We start from the raw sequence: 22121 nt of genomic DNA on the forward strand, positions 1-22121 counted from the left end.
ACGGAGCCAGGCTCCCAGCGATCGGAAGCCCGGTGAGTCAAGCCGACGGATGTGCCAGGCCCCCGCTTACCCCGAGACCTCAGGAAGAACGGGCTGAGCGCGACCTCAGTGTCATGGACAAGCGAGCCGTCCCGGTGCAGGCAGGCGGAACTGTCAGGAACCACACAGACCAGTTGAGTCGGCTTCAAGGCTGGGTTCGTCGCTCGGCGGCGTCGAACGCGGGCGCGAGCGGGGCCAGCGCCACGCGGAGTTGGTCGGGCAGTGAGCCGGAGGGCACGACCAATCCTCCGGCGCCGAAACTCTCGAGGGCACCTGTGTTCTCAGTCGGCCGGAGCCAGCTTTCCAACGCGATGCGAACCGCCGCTGCCACGCTCGCCGCGAGAACACGGGCTGCTTGTGTCCCGGCATCACCCAGGCGTTCGGCGATCACCGACGTGAGAGGGGGCTCGATACCGGCGGTGGTATCGAGGAAGGCGTCGCGCAGCGTGGGGCGGGTGGTGATTAGCAGCAGCGCCTTGTGTTCACGCTCACCGGTGTTCGTGTACTGCTCGACCACTGCTTCGGTGACGGCGTCAGCCAGGCGTACTTCTGCGGGTCGGGCTGCGACCGCTGCCGCGATCCGCGCCTCCCGGTCCGCCGTAACAGCAGAGACAATCGCCTGTTCACGGCTGGCGAAGTAGTTGTTGTAGGTACGCGGCGAGACCCCGGCTGCCTCGGCGATGTCCTCGACCCGCACCTGGTCCGGTCCTCGCTCCACGGCCAGCCGCAGGGCCGCCTCGCGGAGCGCCTCGCGCGTGGCCTGCTTCTTCCGCTCCCGCAGCCCTGGTGGTGGTGTCGTCACGACGCCAGCATTCCACACAAAGATGCGTACACGCAAACTTGCGTGCACGCATTTTTATTGTCAGCCTCGTCCCGAACCGAGACCGAGAGACAGGACGTCACTGTGCGAGCAAGAGGAATGACCTACGACACCGGATTCGTCGTGCACGGCCAGACATCCCGCGAGCGCTTCGACCTCGCGGTAGTCCGGCGCGAGCTCGCCATCATCCGCGACGACCTGCACTGCAACGCGGTCCAGATCATCGGCGGCGACCCGGGCCGACTGGAGGCAGCCGCCGGCGTCGCCGCCGAGCTCGGCCTGGAGATCTGGTTCGCGCCTTATCCGCTGGAGCTGGATCCGGAGCAGATCATCACGCTCTTCCGCGACTGCGCCGAGCGAGCGGAACGGCTCCGGCAGCAGGGGGCCACAGTCGTGTTCGTCGCAGGAGTCGAGCTGAGCGTGATGAACCGCGGGTTCCTGCCCGGAGAGAGCCCCGAGGAGCGGGTCGAGCAGCTCATGAGCCGGCCCGACCGGCGGACAGAAGCGATGCGTGAGCTCGGCGTGCGCATCAACGCATTCCTCCGCGACGCCGCGACCACGGTCCGCGAGCGGTTCCAGGGCAAACTCACCTACGCGTCCATCCAGTTCGAGCAGGTCGACTGGACTCCCTTCGACATAGTGACGTTCGAGCTGATCCGCTCCGTCGAGGTTGCTGACCGGTTCCGTGATGCGGTGCGCACCCTGACCCAGGGGCCCAAGCCGCTCGCTGTCACCGGGTTCGGCACCGCGGCCTACCGCGGCGCGGGAGACCGAGGTGGGCGGGTGCTGGAAGTGGTCGAGCACGATCCAGAGACCAAGGCCCCTGTACGGCTCAACGGCATATACGAGCGCGACGAGGCCGGCCAGGCCGCATATCTGAGCGAACTGCTGGAGATCTTCGAGACAGAGGGCGTGGACAGCGCCTTTGTGTTCTTGTTCTCCTTGCCCGGCTACCCGCACCGCCCGGACGGCGACCCCAGGGACGATCTGGACCGGGCCAGCCCGGCCATCGTCAAGCTCCTCGAAGGCCGCCGAGGGCAGACCTACCCCGACATGGAATGGGAACCCAAGGCCGCCTTCGCGGCAGTGGCACAGCGGTACCGAAGGTGACGGGCCCCGCGCACGGTGCCCACGGTCCGGGATCTGCACTGCGGCACAGCGCAGATCCCGAGCAAATGGAAAAGGTATTCGCCGAACCCGACGCAGACCCCTACGACCAAGGCCGGGCGCCAGGATCGCGGAGAATGCCGGACGGCGGGAACAGGGGGCTGGGAGCGCTTCCGGACAGGCTGTAGGCGTCGCGGTCTGTGGCCATCGCCCGCGTCAGTGTCGAGGTTCCGGCTTCGGGTCATGCCGACGGGTCGGCGGCGTATCTGGCGAGCATCGTCTTGACAGCCTCTTCGACGGCCTTGTGGATGTCGGAGGTTGTGGGGTTCCAGCCGGTCAGCAGCATGCGGGGCCACAGGACGTAGTTGGCGATCATGCCGAGGAACTGGTTCGCGGCGCTCTCGGCGTCGGGCACATCGGCGTTGCCCGCCTCATGCTCGGTTGCCAAGTAGTGCTGGACGGAGGCGAAGTAGGGCAGTTTGCCGAGCTGGAACTGCATCCGTCCCAGTTCTGGGAAACGAGGCAGTTCGGCGATGACGATGCGGAAGAGGGCTGCCATGCGGGGCTGGCCGATCAAGTCGGCGTAGCGGTGGCCGATGGCTGTCAGCCCGGAGCGCAGATCTCCCGCCTGTGGCGGTGCGGCGGTATCGCCGGCGTCGCGCTGCCAGGACTCGGTGACGATGGCCTCGAAAAGGGCCGCCTTGGTGGGGAACTGCTTGAACAGGGTGGACTTCGAGACCCCGGCCGCTTCGGCGATCCGTGCGAGGGAGGTGCCGTCGTAGCCACGGTCCAAGAACAGTTCTGTGGCCGCAGAAGTGATCGCCTCGCGCTTCTGGTGGGCGAGCCTGCGGTGGTGCGCGGTGAGTTCTGCTGCCATGCGGAAAGTATGCCGTAGCCCGAGGCGAGTCACTTGACTCGCCTCGGGGGGCCCTTTACGGTGCACCAGCAAGGCGAGTCGAGTGACTCGTCTCTGATCTGTGGCACCCGGGCGCGTCCTGGAGGTCGCACGGTGGAGGAAGTTCATGACAATCGACAAGATCGCTTTGGTGACCGGTGCGAATCGCGGCCTCGGGCGCAGTGCGGCCATCGCGCTGGCCACACGCGGAGTGCGGGTCGTGGTCACCCATCGAGGCGATTCGGCCGGGGCTGAGAAAACGGCGGAACAGGTGCAGGCCGTGGGTGGGACTGCCGCTGTTCTCCGGCTCGACATCAGCGACGTCTCCTCCTTCGCGTCCTTCACCTCCGAACTCGGCGCGCAGCTGGAGCGCTGGGGTGCTTCGCGGCTCGACATCCTGGTCAACAACGCGGGAGTGGGCGTCTTCGGGCCGCTGGAGACTGTCGCGGCCGACGACTTCGACACGGTGATGGGCACCAACGTCCGGGGCACGTTCTTCCTCATCCAGTCGCTCGTGCCGCTGCTGGCGCAGGGCGGCCAGGTCATCAACGTCTCGACGTCGCTGACCCGCCACACCAGCCCCGCCACCTCGGTCTACTCCGCCTCGAAGGCCGCCGTCGAAGCCCTGAGCCGCACCCTCGCCGCAGAACTCGGACCGCGCGGCATCCGGGTCAACTCCATAGCCCCGGGGCCGACCGCCACCGACTTCAACGGCGGAGCGATGCGAGACGACGCCGGGATGCGCCAGTTTCTGGCCGGACAGACCGCGCTCGGCCGCGTCGGCGAGCCTGAGGAGATCGGCGATGCCATCGCTACGCTGGCCTCCGAGGGACTGCGCTGGGTTACCGCCCAGCGCATCGAGGTCTCCGGCGGCGCCCTCCTGTGACGCCGGGCGACGGCGGTCGCCTGCTCCACCGGAGTGCGCAGGCGCCCGGCCTCGGCCGCGCGGCGCAGCAGTCTCACCAGCAGGGCGTGCGCCTCGTCCGCGGCGGGGGGCCGCCGGCCGGGCTGCACGGTGCCGTACATGAGCATGTAGAACGCGGGGTGCCGCAGCCCGGAGTCGACCTGTAGGTCTCAGCCGCGGTACAGCGCTGGCACTCGCAAGGCCACCATCCCGACGGGCTCTGTCCGCAGTTGCGTGAGCCCTGTTCAGAAGGACCGGTAGATCCCTTCGGGGTCATCGTGAGCCCATGCGGCGTACTCCTCGAAGCCCAGGTTTCCGATGCTCAGGTTGGCGTGGACATCGTGAACCCCCGCTGGGACGGTGCGGAACTCACGGCCGAACTCGGTGAGCTGCTCGTAGTCCTGGTCGTCCACGCACATCTCTCGCGTCAGTGTGGTGACTGCCTGCAACGGGTGGCTCTCGGCCTGCATGGTTGTTCGGTCGGCGAGGAAGACAACGGCCAGGTTGTCGTCGGCGCTGACTGCATTCAGCGCCTCGTCAACAGTGGCTTCTGCCCAGGCCGGGTCGTCGACGAAGTGGACGTGTGCCTCGTACCGCCTGTCCCCCCAGGGCTGCAACAGCGCCGCCTTCACATCCTGCCACGCCTGGTCGTCGTGGTAGTCGGTCCTGACGACCAGGACGTCGAACTCGTCACGGCCGATGATGGCGGGCAATGCTCGCATGGTGCCTTCTCCTTGGTGACGATCGGTCAGCCGTGCTCGACTGTCTCACGGGCCGTTGACTAGGAAGCGGGTCCGTAGGAGATGGAAGGCACGGCCGCTGCGGTCCCTGGGATGCATTGGTTCATTGGCTGCTCGGTTCCCGACCCCCAGCGGCATCGCGACACCGTGCGCACTGCTGAGATGTGGCGACGCGCGGCATCGAGGCCGTACGGCGGAGGGTCCGCTGTCGATGTGCAACGGGCCCTCTGAGGATCGCAGGGTCGGCAGGGAACGGTCATCAACTGCCAGCAGGCCGTGAGGAGTTACGTTCACTAGGGCTGATGCCGCCGATGAGGTGGACCTTGCTGCCGACGGCGACCAGGCCATGTTCCTGCCGTGGTCCGCCGGCGATCGTTGCCAGCGGTCGCCAACCTTGCCGTAGGGACTTTGTGGTGACACCGTTGCCTGCGCGGTCGGCGTAGAAGATGCATGCTGGCCCTGGAGTGCCTGACTTGCGGGATCGGAGCGACGACCAGGGTGATTTCGAAGCGGAGGGACGGTCCGCTACGGGAGCGCCATATGCGACTGGCTGGGGAGCATCCGCCCTCAGGATGCCGCGGCTGACATCGACGCCCTGGATCAAAGTGACGGTCTCGGTCCGGCGCCGGCGCATCCTCGGATCAAGAGGCCCTGGATATAGGCACTCAGCCTCGAAACTCTGGTAGCGACACCGACCACGAGAAGACCCGAGGATCCATGACTTCACCGACGTGCCCTCTGTCCCGGTGCCGCCTTCTGGGCGCTGCGGGCGCCGCAGGAGCCGTAGCCACGACGCCTTCATGGGAGTCGGCGAACGCGGCACACGAGCCTGAGTTCGCCCCGGCCGACCGCGGCAGACATCCCAAGAAACCCAACAGAGGAACTGGGCCGTCACGTCCCTGCACGTCCCCGCGCTAAAAGGTGTCCCGCCGGGCACGGGCACGAGTCGAGCACGCTTATGGGGTCTGAGTTAGTGCGAGAGGGCCATGTTGTGGAGGCGTGCGACGCCGAGCATGGCGTGATGAACGCCGCTGCCCTTGAGCCGGCAGTCCCGCAGGACTTTCCGGTTCTTAAAGCGGGACAGGGTGGACGGCGTTCTCCGCCTCCTGCTGCGGACTCAGATGGTCCTGGCCTCGCTGTCTGCGGTGCGGGATGAGCAGTCCGGTGGCCTGGTAGCCGCCGTCGGCGGTGGTGGGCACGCCGGGCCAGACCCGGTCGACGCCAAACTCGGTGAAGGCCCGGCAGTCGTTGCGGCTGCCGGGCAGCGGATCAAGGCCGGCCACCACCAGCCGGCAGCTGGCAGCGATGACCACCTGCACGTTCGTCGAGTACCGACAGTTCTTGCTCGACGCGGCCGCACTGCGATCCCTGGTGGGCACCAGCGTGCCGTCGACGATGTGGACGGTGTCCTCGCGTGCGCGGCGGGCCGGCGAGATCGCCAGCAGGGGAGCCAGATGACTCAGGATCCGGTACGCGGCCGACTTCGAGATCCCGAACAGATGTGCCATCTGCCGCAACGTCAGTGTGTACGCCAGTAGGTGGCCACCATCAACACCCGGTCCTCCAATGGCAGCCGCCACGGATGGCCACGCTGGACACCACCACGTCGCCGCACCAGTGCGACAAGCCAGTTGAACTGTGTCGGGCTCAACCCGACGAACGGCCCGATCCACTTCGGATCATCCCTGAGATCACCCCACCCAGGACCAGATAACGCCCCAACCCCCCCACTCGTTACGGGACAACCTCTAGGCCTGTCCCGACAAATTTGATCACAGCCCGGCTCGTGATTTTTCGAAGCAGTCCCAGCACCGGGGCCCTGCTGGCTCTCCCCATAGTCATGCTCTCCAGGAAGCGCAACTACCATGACCACTAGTAAGGCGCCCTCTTCGGCTCGGCAAGGCGGTATTAGCAGGCCGTCCGGAGATCCGCACGATATAGCCCTATTCCTCCGGCGGTGGGTGCGGGCACCGGGCCGCATGGGCGCCATAGCACCCAGCTCGCGCCACCTGGCCCAGGCAGTCTCTGCTCCTATACCCGAATGCGGTGAGCCCGTGGTGGTCGAACTGGGTGCCGGTACCGGCCCGTTCACGGCTGAGATCCAGCGCAGGCTCGCAGGCCGGGGACGTCACCTGGCCATCGAGATCGACCCGGTTCTCGCTCAGCGTCTCCAACACTGGCACCCGAGGGCGGAGGTGATCCAGCGTGACGTGGGGGAGCTGCGGCAATTGCTGTACGCACGGGGCATCTATCAAGCGGACGTGGTCATCAGTGGCCTTCCCTGGGCCCTCTTCCCACTTGACACTCAGCAGCAGCTCATGGCTGACACGGCCGAAGTGCTCAGCCCTGCAGGCGCGTTCACAGCCTTCACGTACGCCCACGCCGTTCCCCTCGTCGCCGCTCGCCGCTTTCGCGCCCTGCTGGTCGAGAGCTTCGAGGAGGTCGTCATCAGTCGGACCGTGTGGCGCAACATGCCCCCGGCGTTCGTCCTCCACGCCCGTCGGCCCCGCAAAAAGCCAGTGCCGTCGCAGTGAGCTTCTTCAGCGTTGCCGCTCCAGGGGGAGGATCGCCTTGGCGGATGACGTCATGCGGTTTGAACTACACCCGGGAGGGGTGTAGCTCCTCTGTAGTGAGGCCGTGATGCGATACGCCGTTGCTGTCCGTGGCTCGAGAGCGGATCGTCGTGTCCGGGACCGTGGTCTTGGCGGCGGGGATGGTGTCGTGGCTGCACGGACGAGATCCAGGCCACGGGAACCGTCACCTTGGACGACCTGCAATCACTCTTCCCCGGCTTCTGAACCCCGCACCGCCACGGGTGCCGGCACCCCGCCCGGGCCCGGCGCCCGCTGGATTCCCTATGCGTGTTTGCTCAAAATGGGAGCCTCGCGCGGCTGGACGACATCGCTGCGGCCGGGAGCGGATGACACATAGGCGGATCGTCATGAACATCATCACTTCCGATACCACGGTGGACCGGGCCGTCACTGGGATCGTCGAGGAGGGAGGAACTTCTCAAGAACTGTTCTCACGCTTCGCGTGATCGGGCGCCCAGCTCCCCGGGGTGAGGTGATTCGAGGGACGCCGAGGCCAGGAGCGAGAGCTTCTCAGCGTCCTGGCTCTGGGGGTCCGGATGCAGGATGACGAGCATCATGTTCCCTGTCCCGGGAATTGCCAGCTTTTCATGGTTCAGGTCCAGCGAACCCACTTGCGGGTGATCGAAGCGCATACGCCCGCCCTGGAGCTTTTTCACATCCTGACGCGCCCACAAGGCGCGGAAGCGCGGACTGGCCAGAGAAAGCTCTCCGACGAGTTCGATGAACCGGGGGTCGTTTATATCAGCCCCGACAGACTGCCGGAAGCCTGCGATGAATTGCCGGGTCGCACCCTCCCAGTCCGAGAAGAGAACCTGCTCGGCAGGATCGAGAAAAAGATCACGCAGGCGGTTCGCGCCAGCCGTGAGCCGCGGAGAGAGCGCGAGGGCAAGCGAGTTGGCCGCAAGCACGTCCATATAGCGCCCCTCCACGAATGCCGGCTTACCAAGAGTGCGAAGGAGCTTCGAGATTCCGGACGGAACAGTTTCCTTGACTGCTGAGTGGCTCCGACGGCGGCGAGGCCGGTCAGTAGCCAGAGCGGCGAGGTAATCCCGTGCCTCCTCATCCAGCAGAAGAGCATTTGCAATGGATTCAAGGATTTGAGTGGACGGCCTGCGGTCGCGACCCTGTTCCAAGCGCAAATAATACTCGGCACTGACGCCCGCAAGCATCGCGACCTCCTCGCGACGGAGCCCAGGAACTCGTCGCGTACCAGACACGGCAATGCCGACTCTTTCCGGAGTGATGAGGTCGCGTCGGGCACGTAGAAAGTTACCCAGCGCATTCTGTTGATCGTCCATATCTCCAGGGTAGCCATTCGCTTACCCCTCAGCCTGTCCCTGCCGCTACCAGGACAGCCAGGGAACTGGCTGATCTCCCCGGCTCACCGAACGATCGATGCATGACTCAGAAGCGCGTACTTGTCACTGGTGGCTCGGGGTTCATCGCCGGTCACTGCATCCTTCAACTCCTCCAGCAGGGCTACCTCGTCCGTGCCACGATCCGGTCCCTGAGCCGCGAGGCCACCGTTCGATCCGTCCTGGCCGACGCCGGAATGCTGAACGGGGACGCCCTGACATTCGTGGAGGCCGACCTGATGGAGGACGCCGGGTGGCCGGCAGCCGTTGCCGACATGGACTTCGTACTCCACGTCGCTTCGCCAGTACGCCCCGGACTCGTGGACAACCCGGACGACCTCATCGTTCCGGCGCGCGAAGGCACCTTGCGCGTACTGCGCGCGGCACGCGACGCCGGAGTCGCACGCGTGGTACTCACTTCGGCGTTCCATGCCGTCGGCTGGGGCCATCCACACGACGACCGCGTCTTCACCGAGGCCGACTGGACAGTCGTCGGCTCCCCAGAAGTCGATCCCTACGGGGCCAGCAAGACCCTCGCCGAGCGTGCTGCCTGGGAATTCGTACGGTCCGAAGGAGGGCCGACGGAGCTCGTCACCATGCTGCCCGTGGCCGTCATGGGGCCTGCCCTCGGCCACGATGTCTCCGGTTCCAACATGCTGGTGAAGAGGATCCTCGACGGCGACATTCCCGGCTTCCCCGACCTCTACTTTCCGGTCGTCGACGTACGCGACGTCGCAGCCGCGCACATTTTGGCCATGACCGAGAAACGAGCCGCAGGCGAGCGCTTCTTGATCGCGAACGGCCCCGCGATCGCGATGAAGGATCTCGGAGCATGGATCAGGACTGACCTCGGCGCGGCAGCTCCGCACGTGCCCAAGCGCGTCATTCCGAGCGCCGTGGTGCGGGCCGGAGCTCTCGTCAACTCGGAGATGCGGCACATCCTGCCGGACCTCGGTTACGTCAGGCGACCGTCCAATGCGAAGGCCCGTCACGTCCTGGGTTGGCAGCCGCGCCCCTCACGCGATGCAGTGATCGCTGCCGCACGAAGCCTCGTAGAAAAGGGACTGGTGAAGAAGTAACGGCGCGCCGTGCAGGGGTCGTCTCACCGGTTGGAGGCGCGGGCCGTTCACCGCGTCCTCGTGGCACCCGCCGGCCCCTGAGCTGCTTCGATCACCCTGTCCGTCACCTCGTTCAGCGGCCTCGACGCGTCGAGCACCGTCGCGCCGAGGCCTTCGTAGAGGCCCGGCATGCGGGGGTTCCATTTCAGTGCTGCCGCGAGTTCCTCGGGGTGCCGACCGAATGTGTTCGTGGTGCGGGTCGCGAGCCGGTGGCGCAGGGTGTTCTCGTCGATGACCAGGCACACGATTTGGTCGAAGAGATGGAGGACGTCTGGCTCGTTCTCCGCCGAGCCGCACAGGAACGCGAGGCGTCCCCGAGACTCCTCGGCGAGGGCCTCGACGCGCTCACGGACGATCATCCAGCCGTATCGGTCCAGCCAGCCCCGTGGAACCGGATCCGGGGGAGTTGCCACGACCTCTCCGTTGGCACGGTCGATCCAACGGCAGAAGCCGTCCCCGTCGGCGTCGAGCGCCAGGTAGCCACGCGCTCGCAACACCTCACACACCGTGGACTTACCGGCCCCCGAATTGCCTGTCAGCCACACCAACGTCACGCGATCAGCGTAGGGCGCGGGGGTGACGTCCGGCTCGGCCTTTTTTGGCACCACCAGGCGGACGGCTCTGCGGGGTCTCGGGCTCGCGGTGGGAGGCGCGGCGCCGGCTGGCGGATTCGGGGCCACCCGAGCGGTGGCGTAGCCACGTCACGGGCCCAGCACCTATCGGTGAACGGGTCCTCTGCAGAGACAGCAGAAAATCTCTCCTGACCCAGCAGTTCTTCCTCGGCAGGTCCGACAGCAGCCAGGAGACCAACCGCCGCACCTGGCGACGGGGTTCAACTCGGGGAACCGGCCGGCGATCCGGCTCATCAGTCCTTCGAATGCCTCCTGCCAGTGGGCGGGCACTACACCAGCGTCCGAGACCGCCGCGTGATTATTGGTTGTCCGCACAACACCCGATGATCTGCGGCGGTCTCGGACGCCATCGAAGCCAGTAGTCGGGCCCCTCGACTCGGTAGCGAACGTCGACACCGGCAACGAACCGCATCTCGCATACGAGTCGACGGGCGCCGTCCGGCGCCAAGCGGTGCGGCGCCAACAGCAATTCCAGCTCGTCGTAGCGGGCGTCGACTCCGCCGTGGCCCGGATGGCTCTCCTGTCCGACCTCGCCCGCCTGCTGGCGCTCGTACCACCTGGCGTAGATCGCCCACTGCTCGCGCTCCAGCTCCGCCACCGCCTCGCTTGCGGGCCAGACCTGGTACTCGTCGGCTTTATGGCTGTGGTCGTAGCCGTACATCTTGAAGTAGTGAGGCTTCCCGCCGATGTCAGCAAGGCCGGCCAACGGTTCGCCGTACCACTCCGACTCGACGTACACACGCTCGAAGCCGTCTGCGATCAACTGCTCTTCGGTCCAGATCTCGCCCACCCAGGCAGGCTACCGGCGAGCAGCCCCCGTATCCATGATCACGATCTACGGCTGGAGTATGGGAAGTGAGTCGAAGCGCGATACGTGTTCCAGAGGCGGGTTTTTCGTCACTGAGATCGGTGGCTGTGTTTTTACCTTGAGTCTGCTCCGCCGAACCCGGAGTCGTGCCCGTCGGCGGGTCTACGTGGTCGGCGCTCCGGAAGCCGTGTGATCGCGGCGCTCACTGCCAGCCCGAGTGTGAATCCGACGGCGGCGGCGATGCTCTGCGCCCAGGCGTTGTCGAGGGAGTCGGGCAGGACGGTGCTGGTGAGCCGGGTGGCGCCCCACAGGACTGCTACCGCGGCCAGTGCGGCAGGCCAGCGGTGCCGTACCCCGTCGCTGATGTCGTCGACGAGATGGAAGAGGAGCAGCAGCGCCATGAGGAAGCTGCCGTCGACATCGTCCCAGCCGAGCGCGGTGAACCCGGCCCCGAAGGCAAGGGCGAACAGCCAGAGCCCCACCAGTCGCCGGGCGGACGTGGGTGGCTGTCGCCTGGCACCATGCCAGGGCCAAAAGAACCGTGTGATGTGCTGGACGATCGCGTGCTTCTGCATGACTTGTGTCCTGATCCCCCGGGGTGGCCGACTCCTGACGGCGCTCAGTGGTAGGACGCACAGGAGCAGGCCGCGGTTGTGGTGAAGTGGCGCCGCAGGAAGCGCCGTCGGGGATCCGGAGATTGTCGATCTTCGCTCCTGGTGACAACGGCTGCCGAGTGGGCATGGGTGACAAGCCGCGTGCTTCGCCGGTGGCAACCAAGCTGCTTCGACCGGTCCTGTGCACCGGTTCTTTCTGGATCCCCTGGTGACAACTTCCGGGCTTCGGCTCATCTACGGCTGCCGCGCCCACCGCGCGGCAGCCGGGTTTTCCTGTCACCGTTCCCGCGACGATTGGGGAGGCTGTGTGAGCACCCACGCATTCCGATCCCACCGCCGCCCGCGCGGGCCCGCCCACCACACGGCCGCGGCCCGTGAGCCGGTCGGCTGGGCGAAGGTCGGGCGCCGCGCGGTCCGCCGACGGGCCCTCGGCATGACCCACCCGGAGGCGGCGGCCGCCCTTGAGGAAGCCGAGCTGCAGCAGCACATGATCCGCGACCACGAGAACCTCACGGGCGATGAGCGGGCCCGGCCGAAGTCGCTGAGCGGGCGCGCATCGTGCAGCTGTTCGTCAGCGTGTACGACCCGGACGCGTGGCCCAGGACGAGCTCGCCGCCGACGCCGAACGCGACCCACTGGTCGGCGTGGGCGAAGTTCAAAACCCGCGGCCATGATGTGGATGAGTGACCGCGCGCAGAATCCCCGGCCGCCAGAGGCGGACGGCATCGCAATATGGAAGGCGCCCCAGTCATCATGCCGCGGACCATGAGGTCACCGGATGCGGAGTGTGCCGAGACCTCCACGATCGCTTGCCAGTTGTCGTCGTCGGGTGCCGGCTCGCTCTCGTGGACGGTGACGTCGACCTCGCCGTGGCTTCGTCGCCGTCGCGGCCAGCGACGAAGCCGCGACCCGTCCGGCCCTTCTCTTCAGGTGGCGGCAGCAGTTACGGGTGCTGCAAGGAGGGACGTGTTCCTCGAAGGTGTATCAGAGCTGTAGCGCGAAGACACGGACCGGCGCCTCCACAACCTCACCCTCACAGGGTGAGGGGCCGCGCCGCTGGTCGATCGGGACGCCCCTAGATCATTTACGCGACAGCCCTTGCCGCTCGCCGATCCGACGGTCGGGTGACTCACCGCGCTCGGCACGACGGGGCCAGAACAGTGACGCGACATACATGCCGCCCCAGTAGGTCCTAAGCACGAGGCGCAGAGGCGCTCTGGCCACGTGACCGCGCAGGCGGTCACAGGAGGGAGATTGTGATCGTCGTGCGTCGTTCAAGGAGACCTCCGGGGAAGCGGTGGACGGAGTGCCGTCGAGAGAGATGGCCAGTGAGACACCTCGCAGAACAAGCCGAGGTTTCGACGCCCACACCGCCCGCTAGGGGGACGAGGCCGCCCTCGATGTCGTTCTGCTGGCGATCGACCTCCGTAACAGCGGCGGCACGGTCGTCCCGGTTTGCAGAGCTGGCGCTCTGCAGCGGTGAGGAGGAGACCGTGATGCCCTGACCGCCGCGCTGAGGTTCTCGCCGACGCAACGCGGCGCCGACGCGAACGCGCTGATGAGGCAGCCGAACGAGGACTCCGCCGCACGCGCCACCACAGGACCACTGGCCGTCGCCTCCATCGCGCATGTGTCCACCGACTTCGTCATAAACACCCGGCCCTCCGGCCCCAGGTCGGGGCCCTGCGCCGCATGCGTGCCGGTACGGTCCAATACCGCACTCATCCAGTCATGCCGGCCGAGGCGCCCGGAGGTTTCCTTCCCACGGCGTGCGATGCGCGGCACGATCTGCCGGTGGCGCAGTCAGCTCTGTATGTGATCGAAGCCGTAGCCTTGTTCGCGTTGAGCTTGGTCGGGCCACGGCGCCTGGGGGCACAGCGCGAGCGGCTTGGCGGGACGCCCCGAAGCAGCAGCCGGCGTCGACCGCCTGCTCCCGCAGAACAGATCTAACGGACCACAGTTAGTGCCCGCCAAGCCTTGGAGCGGTCACCCCAACTGTGTCCGTCGGCCGGAGTCATTCGATCAGTCGCCAGCGGCCGTCGTCCCGTGAACCGCACGAGCCGATCACCAGCCGCTGGTCCGGCTGCTTCTTCTCGGCGCCCGCTCCGGCGACCATGAGGCACAGGTGGTTGCTGGCGTAATTGCGGATCATGACACTGCCGTCCCCGGCCGGATCGAACCACCACAGCTGGTTGTCGCCCATGGTTCCGGTGCAGTGGGCCTCTGAGAGCCCAGTCCCCGAAGGCTGTGCCCCACGGGTCGGCAGGTCGAAGCACAGGCCGTCCTTCAGATTGGCGAACTGCACGAGATCGGTGCCGCCAGGGCCTGCGTCAGGACGGGGGGACGTCATCCTCCACCGCTGGTTGTCCTTGTCGGTGCCGTCGCAGTGGTACTGGTTGACGACCTCGCCCTTCTTGCCCGCGCCGTAGAACGGGATATCGGCACACAACCCCGTGACCACGTTCTTCAGCAGTACCGTGCGAGAGGCGGCCGTCAGCTTCCGCAGCTCGGCCTTGGCCGTGTCCTCCACCCGCGTCTCGGTTCGCTTCTTCGTCGGAGAGGCCGAGGGAACGACGACGGGGTCGGGCACCCGCGGCTCGACGCTCGTGCCGGGCTCCGTCATTGTCTCCTTCTTCGTCACCTTCGGTTCGGCGGACGGTGACGGGGAACCGGTGAGCTTCCCGTGGGCCGCCGCGGCCTGCTCGGTCGACAGTTCCGCCTGCTGCTTCTCCTCGCCAGCCTGGTAACTGCGCCACGCGCCCATCCCCAGGGTGGCGCCCGCGGCGAGTGCCAGCACGGCCACCGCGCCGGCGACCCGGGTCCCCATGCGGGAGCGCTCTCCCGGCTGCTGGGCACTGGTCGTCAGTGCGTCGGCGAACCGCGCCCGTTGCCGCCGTTTCGTTTCGTCCTGGTCGATTTCAGTCAACGCTGTTCCCAACTCGCAGAGAATCAACAGTGGGTGTGCCGAAGCGGTCCGTGCGGTCCGCTCCGTTTCCGCCCGGGACGCGGCCCTCGGATCCCGTTCCGGGCAGCCGGGCACCGGGGGGAGCGCGCAAGGCCGGAGCCGGGACACGAACACCGCCGCCCGTGCGCGGGGCGGGCCGGATACGGCTCATACCGGCGCCGGACCGTACAGCTCGCGCTCCCGCAGCAATTCCGCCGCCGTCACCAGCGAGGCGGACAGTCGGCGCCGGTAGGTGCTGAAGGAAAGCGCCGCCCGGTTGGCCGCGGCCTGTTGGCTGCGTGGCCCGCTCAGATAGGTGATCTCCAGGATGTCGGCCAACTGCCGTCGGCCGGGCTGAGCCCGCAACTGCGCCACAGTCTCCGTGAGTACCTGGCGCAGCTCGGCGGGGCCGGCATCGGACGTCACCAGCCGGGTGCGCAGAAGCGCGCTGTGGGCCAGTTGCTCCGGCTCCGAGACCTTCTGGTAGGCGTACTTGACGGCACTCACGAACTCCGGCCACGTCATCACAGCGGGTGTCACCGGCTCGGCGGCCGGAGCGGAGGCCACCGCGGGCTCGTCGGCCAGCAGCCGGGTGCTCAGTTTCTCCGCCCAGTGGGCGAATGGCATGGTGCGCCAGTCCCGCACGTACGAGAGGATCGGCTCACCGCCCGTGCAGGTGACCGTCTCCCCGGGCTGCTGGTCGTACAGACTGAGGAGCCGCGACAGTTCCTCCTGCTCCCGTGCCGCGCAAGTCCAGCTCACCGCGATACCCGGCGTGGTTGCCCACAAGGTGGTGAGGGCGAAGCACGTCGCCACCGCGTTGCCGGTGCTCCAACGGCCCAGAAGCAGTCGTTCCGTGCGGCGCAGCGATGACGACCGGCCCTTCACGTGGTCGAGCGCGGCATGCGCGACCGGATCGTCGGGCACGTTCGTGACACCCGGTTCCAGACATGGCGCCACGAGTGTGCCGACGAAGCCACCGCGGTCGTCCTCAGCGACGACGAACGCCGAGGGCTGTCGGTCCCACCACTGCCGGGCGAGACGGCCGGCTGCGACACCGTGCTCCTCCTCTATGGCAGCCAGCACCGGGTGCAGGTCCTTCGAGAGTGCGGACCGTAACCGGAAACGGTCCGCAGCGCTCCAGTCCGCCGCCTCGCGGACGACGGAACTCGTCCTTCCGAGGTGGGCGAGGCCGGCACCGAACTCCCAACGGCCACGCGTGCGCTGCGTCAGCCGTTCGGCCAGATGCGCGTGCAGCCGTCGGAACAGAACCTCGTACTTCTCCGGATCGCGCCAGCGCAGATCGACCAGCAGGGCTTCTCGCACCAGCTCGTGCGGTAAGAGACCGGCGGCGGTGCTGTCCACGAACGACAGTCCGTGCAACCAGGCGAACAGCACCTGGGCCTCCGCCACGGGCACCTCCAGGGTGCGCCGCACCAGTTCCTCGGTGGTGACCCGAGCCAGGGCCAGTACCCGGAGCGCGTCGGTCCTGGCCGGGGACGGAGTCTCCCGCAGCAGCCGCCTCAGCAGCTCCCGTGCCAGGTCGGGCGAGTCGTACAGCTCGCGCTCGCCGCCCGGCCCGGCTGTACCCGTGGATGCTTCCCTGGCGTCGGCGAAGAGCGCCAGCGCGAGTGGCAGTCCGTGCGCGGCCCGTACGATGTCGGCCGCCGAGGACTCCGGCACCTCCCGGTTGCGCAGGAGCAGGAGCGCCTCGGCATCGTCCATGCCCGAAAGCCGCACGCTGCGCAGTGCGTGCCACCACTGCGGGTCGGTACGCCACTCGGTCTCCGGGGGCCGGCGCGAGCCCACCAGGACAAGCAGGTGCGTGGGCATACGGGGCAGGAACTCCTCGCGCAGCCACCACTCCAGCGGACCCAGCGACTCCGCGGAATCGATCAGCAGCAACTGCGCCTCTTCCGGCGGTCCCTGCGCCTCCAGCGCTGCCCGGAAAGCATCCGGTGTCGCATCCGTGTAGCGCATGTCGATCGTGCGTACGGCCGTGCCCTGAGTCCGCGCCTCGTCTGCGAACCGGAGCATCAGGGTGCTCTTGCCGACACCCCCCATGCCGTGCAGCCACACCACGAAGCAACCCCGGGCCTCTTTGCGCATCAGCCCCCGTAGCAGCCGCAGTTCGGCGGCGCGCCCGGTGAAGGACTCTCTCCGCATTGCGGCCAGCACGCTTCCATGGGAGTCGGCAGACATGGGCATGGGTACTTCCGAATCTTCCAATCTTGTGCACTGCCGGCGATCGGTCGCCCTCGCAGGGAGGGCGGTCTTGACCGCCCGAACCGTTCCGCGGCCGAAGCGCTCTGTCTCGTCGGCCATGTTGCGCGTATCGAGTGCCTCCTGGCTGGTCGCAAGTTCGGGCAGGGCAAGGCCGGCGCCGCGACCGTCCGTGTGGCTTCCGGGTCGAGCGCTGCTCCAAGGCTGGCCACCGGGACCCGGATCATCCAGGCTCTGTCGATCCCAGGCTGAGGTCGACCTGAAGGAGCTGGAGAGGGCGTCGACCCGAGGCCGCGGCATGATGCCGGACGGGGTATGTGACCCACCGGACGTCGGGATGGTAGAAGCGGTCCAGTACAGGGCAGTCACGACAGAGGTGAGGGGCCTGGAAACCGACGTCGAGGAATGGGTCGACGCTCCGCGCGTGATGCTGAGCGTTACTTGTCCTCGCGCGGCACCGTAGTAGCTGTTCAGCGCCTCGCGGCCGAGGCCGCGCAGCGCCGCCACCTCCTTCGGCCCGTGCCCGTACCCCGTGACGCACCGGGCAGGAACGTCAGACCGAACGCATTGAGGGGGCCCGCGGCCGTCCACACCTACTCGGCGCCGGTGACGTCGGCGATCTGGTCGTCCTTCACTCGCGCCATGTGCCGGACGAGCCAGGCGATGGTGTCGGTGCCGTCGATGGCGGTGGTGCCGGGACGTCAGGCGGAAAACCGCGCACCGATCAGCCGCTCGGACGCCTCCCAGAGCCGGTGGGCCCCGTTCATGTCGCGCAGCGGGGGCCACAGCATCTGCTCGGAGGGGGCGCCGCCGACGTCGGCTCGGCTGGGGCCGTAGAACTGGCCGCCCCGCGCGTCGGCGCTGGTGGCGGCCAGTAGTGCCGGGAGGGCGGCGGTGGCAGGGGTGCCGACGACGCCGACGCGGGAGAGCACGCGGATCATCCGGACGGCGCCGGTGTCCTTCTGCCGTCCTATGCCGGGCTGGGCGGAGAGGAGGTTGGTGGGGGAGACGCCGGGGTGGGAGAGGTTGCTGGTGATGCCCCAGCCGGCCGCGGCGCTGCGGAGGTCGAGTTCGCGGGAGAACAGGCCGACGGCGATCTTGGACTGGCGGTAGGCCTTCGTGACGTCGTAGTCGCGCTCCCAGTTGAGGTCGTCCCAGTTGATCGCGCCGCTGCGGGCGGCGATGCTGGTCTGATGGGTGACTCGGGCCCTGCCCTCGATGAGCAGGGGCAGCAGGCCCAGAGTGAGGGCGAAGTGGCCGAGGTGGTTGGTACCGAACTGCAGCTCGAACCCGTCCTGGGTGGTCAGGCGGCTCGGGGGTTGCATCACGCCGGCGTTGTTGATGAGCAGGTTGATCGGGCGGCCCTCGCCCACGAGCTGCTTGGTGAGGGCGGTCACGGAGTTGAGCGAGGCCAGGTCCAGAGCCCGGGTGGTGACGCGCGCGCCCGGGACGAGGCCACGGATCCGTTCGGCGGCCTGCTCGCCCTTGGTGGAGTTACGGACCGGCATGAGCACCTCCGCGCCCGCTTGGGCGAGGCGGGAGGCCATGATGAACCCGAGCCCGTCGCTCGCCCCGGTGACGAGGGCGAGCTTCCCGGACAGGTCGGGGATGGTGATGTCGATGTTCCGAGCCATCAGATGTCTCTTTCGTTCAGCGACGAGTCAGCCGCGGTCGGCTTGTGCGTTCATGCTGAGCCGCCGTCGGCCGCGGATCCAGGACTCGCCAGTCCACTGATGGCCGATCCGATCCTCTGAGCGGTGGACCGGCCAGCCGCGGCTCCGCGGGCGCGTGCGCGTGCGCGGGAAGAACGAGGCGTTACTGAGGGGGAAAAGGCAAGGAACCCATGGTGATCGATCGGACCGGCCTCGCGAGGTTCCTCCGGAGGCCGCCGGGAGTCGATGCGACGGGAGGACGCCGCTCCCTTCGCGTGGGCAGCGCCGCAGGACCGGCGGCTGCGCAGGGGAGACGGCGGCGGTCTGCCACATGTCGACCGACTCCTACGCCCGCCTGGAACGAGAGCGTGGGCTCCCGCCGTTATGAGCGCCTCGATCGCGCAAGGACTCCGCCTCTCGCTCGTCGAGCGCGACCACGTGTTCCGGTTGGCCGGGCACAATGCCCCCCGGCGTGGGCGGAGTCGGTGAGCACATCAACCCCCGGCCTGCTGCGTATCCTCGAAGGCCAGCAGGACGCGCCCGCGCAGAGCATCACCGAACTCGCCGACAGGTTGCGCCGGACCCCGCTGGGCGTTGCGTACTGGACTGTGAGCAGTTCATCGATCCGGGCCAAGCGCATTCCCCCGCTCGTCCACACAGCCGTCCCGGGCAAACAGAGCTACGAGCCAACTGCTGCCCGTCACTGGTCCACAGCCACTCCACTGTCACCCACGAAGGCAGCTCGTGGCGCGGATGAGTGGGGCAAAGCGCCAGGCGCCGCGAGATCCTCTGGGCTTCGAGCGCGGCGAGAGGTTCGGTGAGCGCGGCGTACTCGGCGCCGTAGGTATTGAAGCCCGGCCCCGGCCGGGTCAAGGTACGCCCGGATCGCCCAACCTCGGATCGGCAAGTCCTGGCAGCCGTCGGCCTTCTTGGTGAACCTGGGAATAGCACCTCAAGCGCTCGGTCGTACCGAAGTTCGCCGGCCGTCGAGGTGCCTTCCGGCGCACAACCAGGAGAAGCGCATGTCCCAGACGATGAGGAGGGCCAGGGTCGGGCGGGCGTGTCTCGTCGAGGGTTCCTCGGCGCCGGTGCCGTCGCCGCAACTGCCGCGACACCGCTGATGGCGACCGTGACGGACGCCGCGCCGGCCGTGGCTGCGCAGGCCACAGGCTCGTGGCAGTACGGGCCACGGTCAACGCGATGGCCGGCACGCGCTGCGGGTCGACCCGCGCGTCACGGCGGCACCGGGGCAGCTCTGCGCACCGCGATGTCCATCCATCGCCCCGGCGTCCCGCCGGCGGGCGCCGTTCCCAGCAGTAGGAGTCAGGAGTCAGGAGTCAGGATGAGCGTCTCTCCAGTCGGGCGTGAAGTCGCCCGCGTCGACGGGCGATTGAAGGTCACCGGGGCCGCACGGTATTCAGGTGACTACTCGGCCACCAACATGTCCTACGCCCACGTCGTCACCAGCACAGTTGCGAAGGGCACGATCCGCTCCATCGACACCGCAGCCGCGCTGGCCGCTCCCGGAGTGCTGCGCGTGTATGTCGCGGGGGACGGGCGCCTGCGGCTGTACCCGCTCGCACCCGAGTTCAGTTTCTTCGGCGAGAACTACATCCCCTTGCAGGACACGACCGTTCGTTACCACGGCCAGATCATCGCCATGGTCGTTGCCGAGAGTGTCGAGCAGGCTCGCGACGCCGCGGCGCTGATCACCGTCACCTACGACGCGACGCCACCGCGCGCCTCCCTCGCGGACGGCCCTCGCGAGCCGTCCGGCCCCACGTCCAGCGGGGAGCCGAGCAGCGTCACGGTTCTCGCCCCCGGCGTCAAGTCGATCGACGAGGCGCTCGCCGCCAGCGCCATCGTCGTGGAGGCCGATTTCGAGCAGCCGGTGCAGCACCACGCCGCGATGGAACCGCACACCGTCCTCGCCGAGTGGGACGGTGACCGGGTGACCGTCCACGCCGGCGCGCAGATGCCGACGCCGTTCACCATCCTGCTGGCCCAGCGGCTCGGCGTCCCCCCACAGCAGGTGCGGCTGGTCGGTAGGTACGTCGGCGGCGGTTTCGGGGCCCGCGTCATTGTGTGGAGCGAGGCGCCGGTCGCGGCCGCTGCTTCCCGGGAGCTTGGCCGTCCCGTCAAGCTCACTCTCACCAGGGAGCAGATGTTCACCCTGGTCGGCCACCGCCCGCACCTCACCCAGACGGTCAGGCTGGGCGCCTCCCGCAACGGAGTTCTCAATGCCATCAGCCACGAGAGCGTCGCCGAGAGGCCGGCCGCTGGTGGCTGGAACATGCTCCCGGGCCACTCCACCTCGGACACGCTCTACAACACACCCAACCTGCGCATCAACCCGCAGCAGGTCATCCTTGACATGCCGAGCAGTTGGGCGATGCGCGCGCCCAACGAGGCCCCCGGGGCATTCGCCCTCGAGACGGCGATGGACGAACTGGCCTTCGCCGCCGGTGTCGACCCCGTCGAGCTGCGACTGCGCAATTACGCCACCGTCAGCCCCTCCACGGGCCGACCGTGGTCGAGCAAGCACCTCGACGAGTGCTATCGCGACGGCGCACGACGCTTCGGCTGGTCGGCCCGCAGTGCCACCCCCCGCGCGCGCGTCGAGGGGGAGTGGCTGTTCGGCACCGGAATGTCCAGCGCGGCGTACCCGGCGGACCGCCAGGCCGCGAGCGTCAGGATCCGGCTGCTCGACGATGACACCGCAGTGGTGTCGACCGGGACCTCGGACCTGGGCACCGGCGCGTGGACGATGGTGGCGGTCGCCGGCGCCGACGCCCTGGGGCTCTCGCTTGGGCGGGTGACCTCCGAGATCGGTGACTCGGCGCTGCCTCCGGGCGCACCCGCCGTGGGCTCCGGCGCCACGCAGAGCACGGTCCCGGCCGTCGTGGCCGCCGCCCGTGACACGATCGACGCGCTCAAGCAGCTCGCGGTGACCCATTCCGGCTCGCCGTGGCACGGGGCGAACGCCAAGGACCTGCGCTACAGGCAGGGCCGACTGCACGGGAACGATCGCTCGATGACCTTCGGCGAGCTGCTCAGGGCCATTGGGTCGCGGGGCGTGGACGCCACCGCCTCCAAGCCCGCCGGCGCTCCCTCCGGGTACACGTACCATACTTTCGGCGCGCACTTCTGCGAGGTTCGGGTCAACCGGTTCACCAGCGAGATCCGCGTCACCCGGTTCACCACCGTCGTGGATGCCGGGCGCATCATCAACGCCCGGGCCGCCCGAAGTCAGATCGTCGGCGGTGTCATCTTCGGCATCTCGGGCGCCCTGCTGGAGGAGAACCACCTCGAACGCGACACGGGGCGGCTGGCGGCCAGCACCCTTGCCGACTACCTGGTACCCGTGAACGCCGACATCCCCGACATCGACGTACACCTCCTCGACCGGCCCGACCCGCACCTCACCGGGCCGCTCGGCGAGGATGGTGGGGAGGTTGGGACCCGAAGCCTCGGCGCCCGCGGTCTCGGAGAGATCGGCACCGTCGGCTCGGCCGCCGCCGTCGGCAACGCCGTCTTCAACGCCACCGGCATCCGGGTACGCAAGCTCCCCATCACCCTCGACAAACTGCTGTAGCGGTGGCCTCGGTGTTCGGTCCCGTCGACCTGTGTGCGGCCCGGCGGCCACCACGTCGGGCGACCGGCCGGGGCGGCGGAC

General features: G+C 68.0%; 15 protein-coding genes and 3 pseudogenes. 6 read left to right on the forward strand and 12 right to left on the reverse strand.

The annotated features are described in order from the left end of the window. Positions 1 to 184: 184 nt before the first annotated feature. A complete protein-coding gene (locus tag ACIQJT_RS32550) occupies positions 185 to 841 on the reverse strand; it encodes a TetR/AcrR family transcriptional regulator (protein ID WP_402649411.1) in 657 nt (218 codons plus the stop codon). A gap of 117 nt (positions 842 to 958) precedes the next feature. Here ACIQJT_RS32550 and ACIQJT_RS32555 point away from each other — a divergent pair, with 117 nt between their 5' ends. Then, positions 959 to 1969: a hypothetical protein gene (locus ACIQJT_RS32555; RefSeq protein ID WP_402649412.1), complete on the forward strand. Its 1011-nt coding sequence runs from the start codon at positions 959 to 961 to the stop codon at positions 1967 to 1969. Positions 1970 to 2207: 238 nt separating this feature from the next. On the opposite strand, the gene ACIQJT_RS32560 is transcribed toward ACIQJT_RS32555, so the two are convergent. After that, on the reverse strand, positions 2208 to 2843 hold the full coding sequence (locus ACIQJT_RS32560) for a TetR/AcrR family transcriptional regulator (RefSeq protein ID WP_402649413.1): 636 nt from the start codon (positions 2841 to 2843) through the stop codon (positions 2208 to 2210). A gap of 145 nt (positions 2844 to 2988) precedes the next feature. Here ACIQJT_RS32560 and ACIQJT_RS32565 point away from each other — a divergent pair, with 145 nt between their 5' ends. Further along, the gene (locus tag ACIQJT_RS32565; RefSeq protein WP_402649414.1) at positions 2989 to 3747 is read left to right on the forward strand and encodes an SDR family NAD(P)-dependent oxidoreductase; all 759 of its coding nucleotides are present in this window, start codon (positions 2989 to 2991) and stop codon (positions 3745 to 3747) included. A 263-nt stretch (positions 3748 to 4010) separates the two neighbouring features. On the opposite strand, the gene ACIQJT_RS32570 is transcribed toward ACIQJT_RS32565, so the two are convergent. After that, the gene (locus tag ACIQJT_RS32570) at positions 4011 to 4487 is read right to left on the reverse strand and encodes a DUF6924 domain-containing protein (RefSeq protein WP_365461329.1); all 477 of its coding nucleotides are present in this window, start codon (positions 4485 to 4487) and stop codon (positions 4011 to 4013) included. Positions 4488 to 5475: 988 nt separating this feature from the next. Next, positions 5476 to 6174 (reverse strand): annotated as a pseudogene (locus ACIQJT_RS32575) (transposase family protein). Between the two features lie 385 nt (positions 6175 to 6559). Between ACIQJT_RS32575 and ACIQJT_RS32580 the strand changes: the two are divergent. Beyond that, positions 6560 to 7039 (forward strand): class I SAM-dependent methyltransferase, encoded by a 480-nt coding sequence (locus ACIQJT_RS32580; RefSeq protein ID WP_402649415.1) that lies wholly within the window; start codon positions 6560 to 6562, stop codon positions 7037 to 7039. 491 nt (positions 7040 to 7530) lie between these two features. On the opposite strand, the gene ACIQJT_RS32585 is transcribed toward ACIQJT_RS32580, so the two are convergent. Further along, the gene (locus ACIQJT_RS32585) at positions 7531 to 8397 is read right to left on the reverse strand and encodes a helix-turn-helix domain-containing protein (protein WP_402649416.1); all 867 of its coding nucleotides are present in this window, start codon (positions 8395 to 8397) and stop codon (positions 7531 to 7533) included. 101 nt (positions 8398 to 8498) lie between these two features. Between ACIQJT_RS32585 and ACIQJT_RS32590 the strand changes: the two genes are divergently transcribed. Next, entirely contained in the window at positions 8499 to 9533 is a 1035-nt protein-coding gene (locus ACIQJT_RS32590; RefSeq protein WP_402649417.1) for an SDR family oxidoreductase, read from the forward strand. 47 nt (positions 9534 to 9580) lie between these two features. On the opposite strand, the gene ACIQJT_RS32595 is transcribed toward ACIQJT_RS32590, so the two are convergent. The 7 genes and pseudogenes from ACIQJT_RS32595 to ACIQJT_RS32625 all read right to left on the reverse strand — a co-directional run bounded on the left by ACIQJT_RS32595 (position 9581) and on the right by ACIQJT_RS32625 (position 18427). Beyond that, positions 9581 to 10252, reverse strand: coding sequence for an AAA family ATPase (locus ACIQJT_RS32595; protein ID WP_402649418.1), 672 nt, complete (start codon positions 10250 to 10252; stop codon positions 9581 to 9583). 85 nt (positions 10253 to 10337) lie between these two features. After that, a pseudogene (locus tag ACIQJT_RS32600) lies at positions 10338 to 10474 on the reverse strand (IS701 family transposase); the annotation flags it as partial. Between the two features lie 28 nt (positions 10475 to 10502). Then, entirely contained in the window at positions 10503 to 10994 is a 492-nt protein-coding gene (locus ACIQJT_RS32605; protein WP_402649419.1) for a hypothetical protein, read from the reverse strand. 131 nt (positions 10995 to 11125) lie between these two features. Continuing rightward, complete coding sequence (locus ACIQJT_RS32610) at positions 11126 to 11587, reverse strand: hypothetical protein (protein WP_402649420.1); 462 nt, start codon at positions 11585 to 11587, stop codon at positions 11126 to 11128. Positions 11588 to 13640: 2053 nt separating this feature from the next. After that, positions 13641 to 14552, reverse strand: coding sequence for an RICIN domain-containing protein (locus tag ACIQJT_RS32615; protein WP_402649421.1), 912 nt, complete (start codon positions 14550 to 14552; stop codon positions 13641 to 13643). 186 nt (positions 14553 to 14738) lie between these two features. After that, on the reverse strand, positions 14739 to 16748 hold the full coding sequence (locus tag ACIQJT_RS32620; RefSeq protein ID WP_402649422.1) for a hypothetical protein: 2010 nt from the start codon (positions 16746 to 16748) through the stop codon (positions 14739 to 14741). A gap of 746 nt (positions 16749 to 17494) precedes the next feature. Continuing rightward, on the reverse strand, positions 17495 to 18427 hold the full coding sequence (locus tag ACIQJT_RS32625) for an SDR family oxidoreductase (protein ID WP_402649423.1): 933 nt from the start codon (positions 18425 to 18427) through the stop codon (positions 17495 to 17497). 209 nt (positions 18428 to 18636) lie between these two features. On the opposite strand from ACIQJT_RS32625, the pseudogene ACIQJT_RS32630 reads away from it, so the two are divergent. Further along, positions 18637 to 19044 (forward strand): annotated as a pseudogene (locus ACIQJT_RS32630) (transcriptional regulator); the annotation flags it as partial. Positions 19045 to 19787: 743 nt separating this feature from the next. Beyond that, complete coding sequence (locus tag ACIQJT_RS32635; RefSeq protein ID WP_402649424.1) at positions 19788 to 22040, forward strand: xanthine dehydrogenase family protein molybdopterin-binding subunit; 2253 nt, start codon at positions 19788 to 19790, stop codon at positions 22038 to 22040. Positions 22041 to 22121 lie beyond the last annotated feature (81 nt).

Origin of the sequence: Streptomyces sp. NPDC091972 (assembly GCF_044756385.1) — a bacterium.
Taxonomy (GTDB): domain Bacteria; phylum Actinomycetota; class Actinomycetes; order Streptomycetales; family Streptomycetaceae; genus Streptomyces.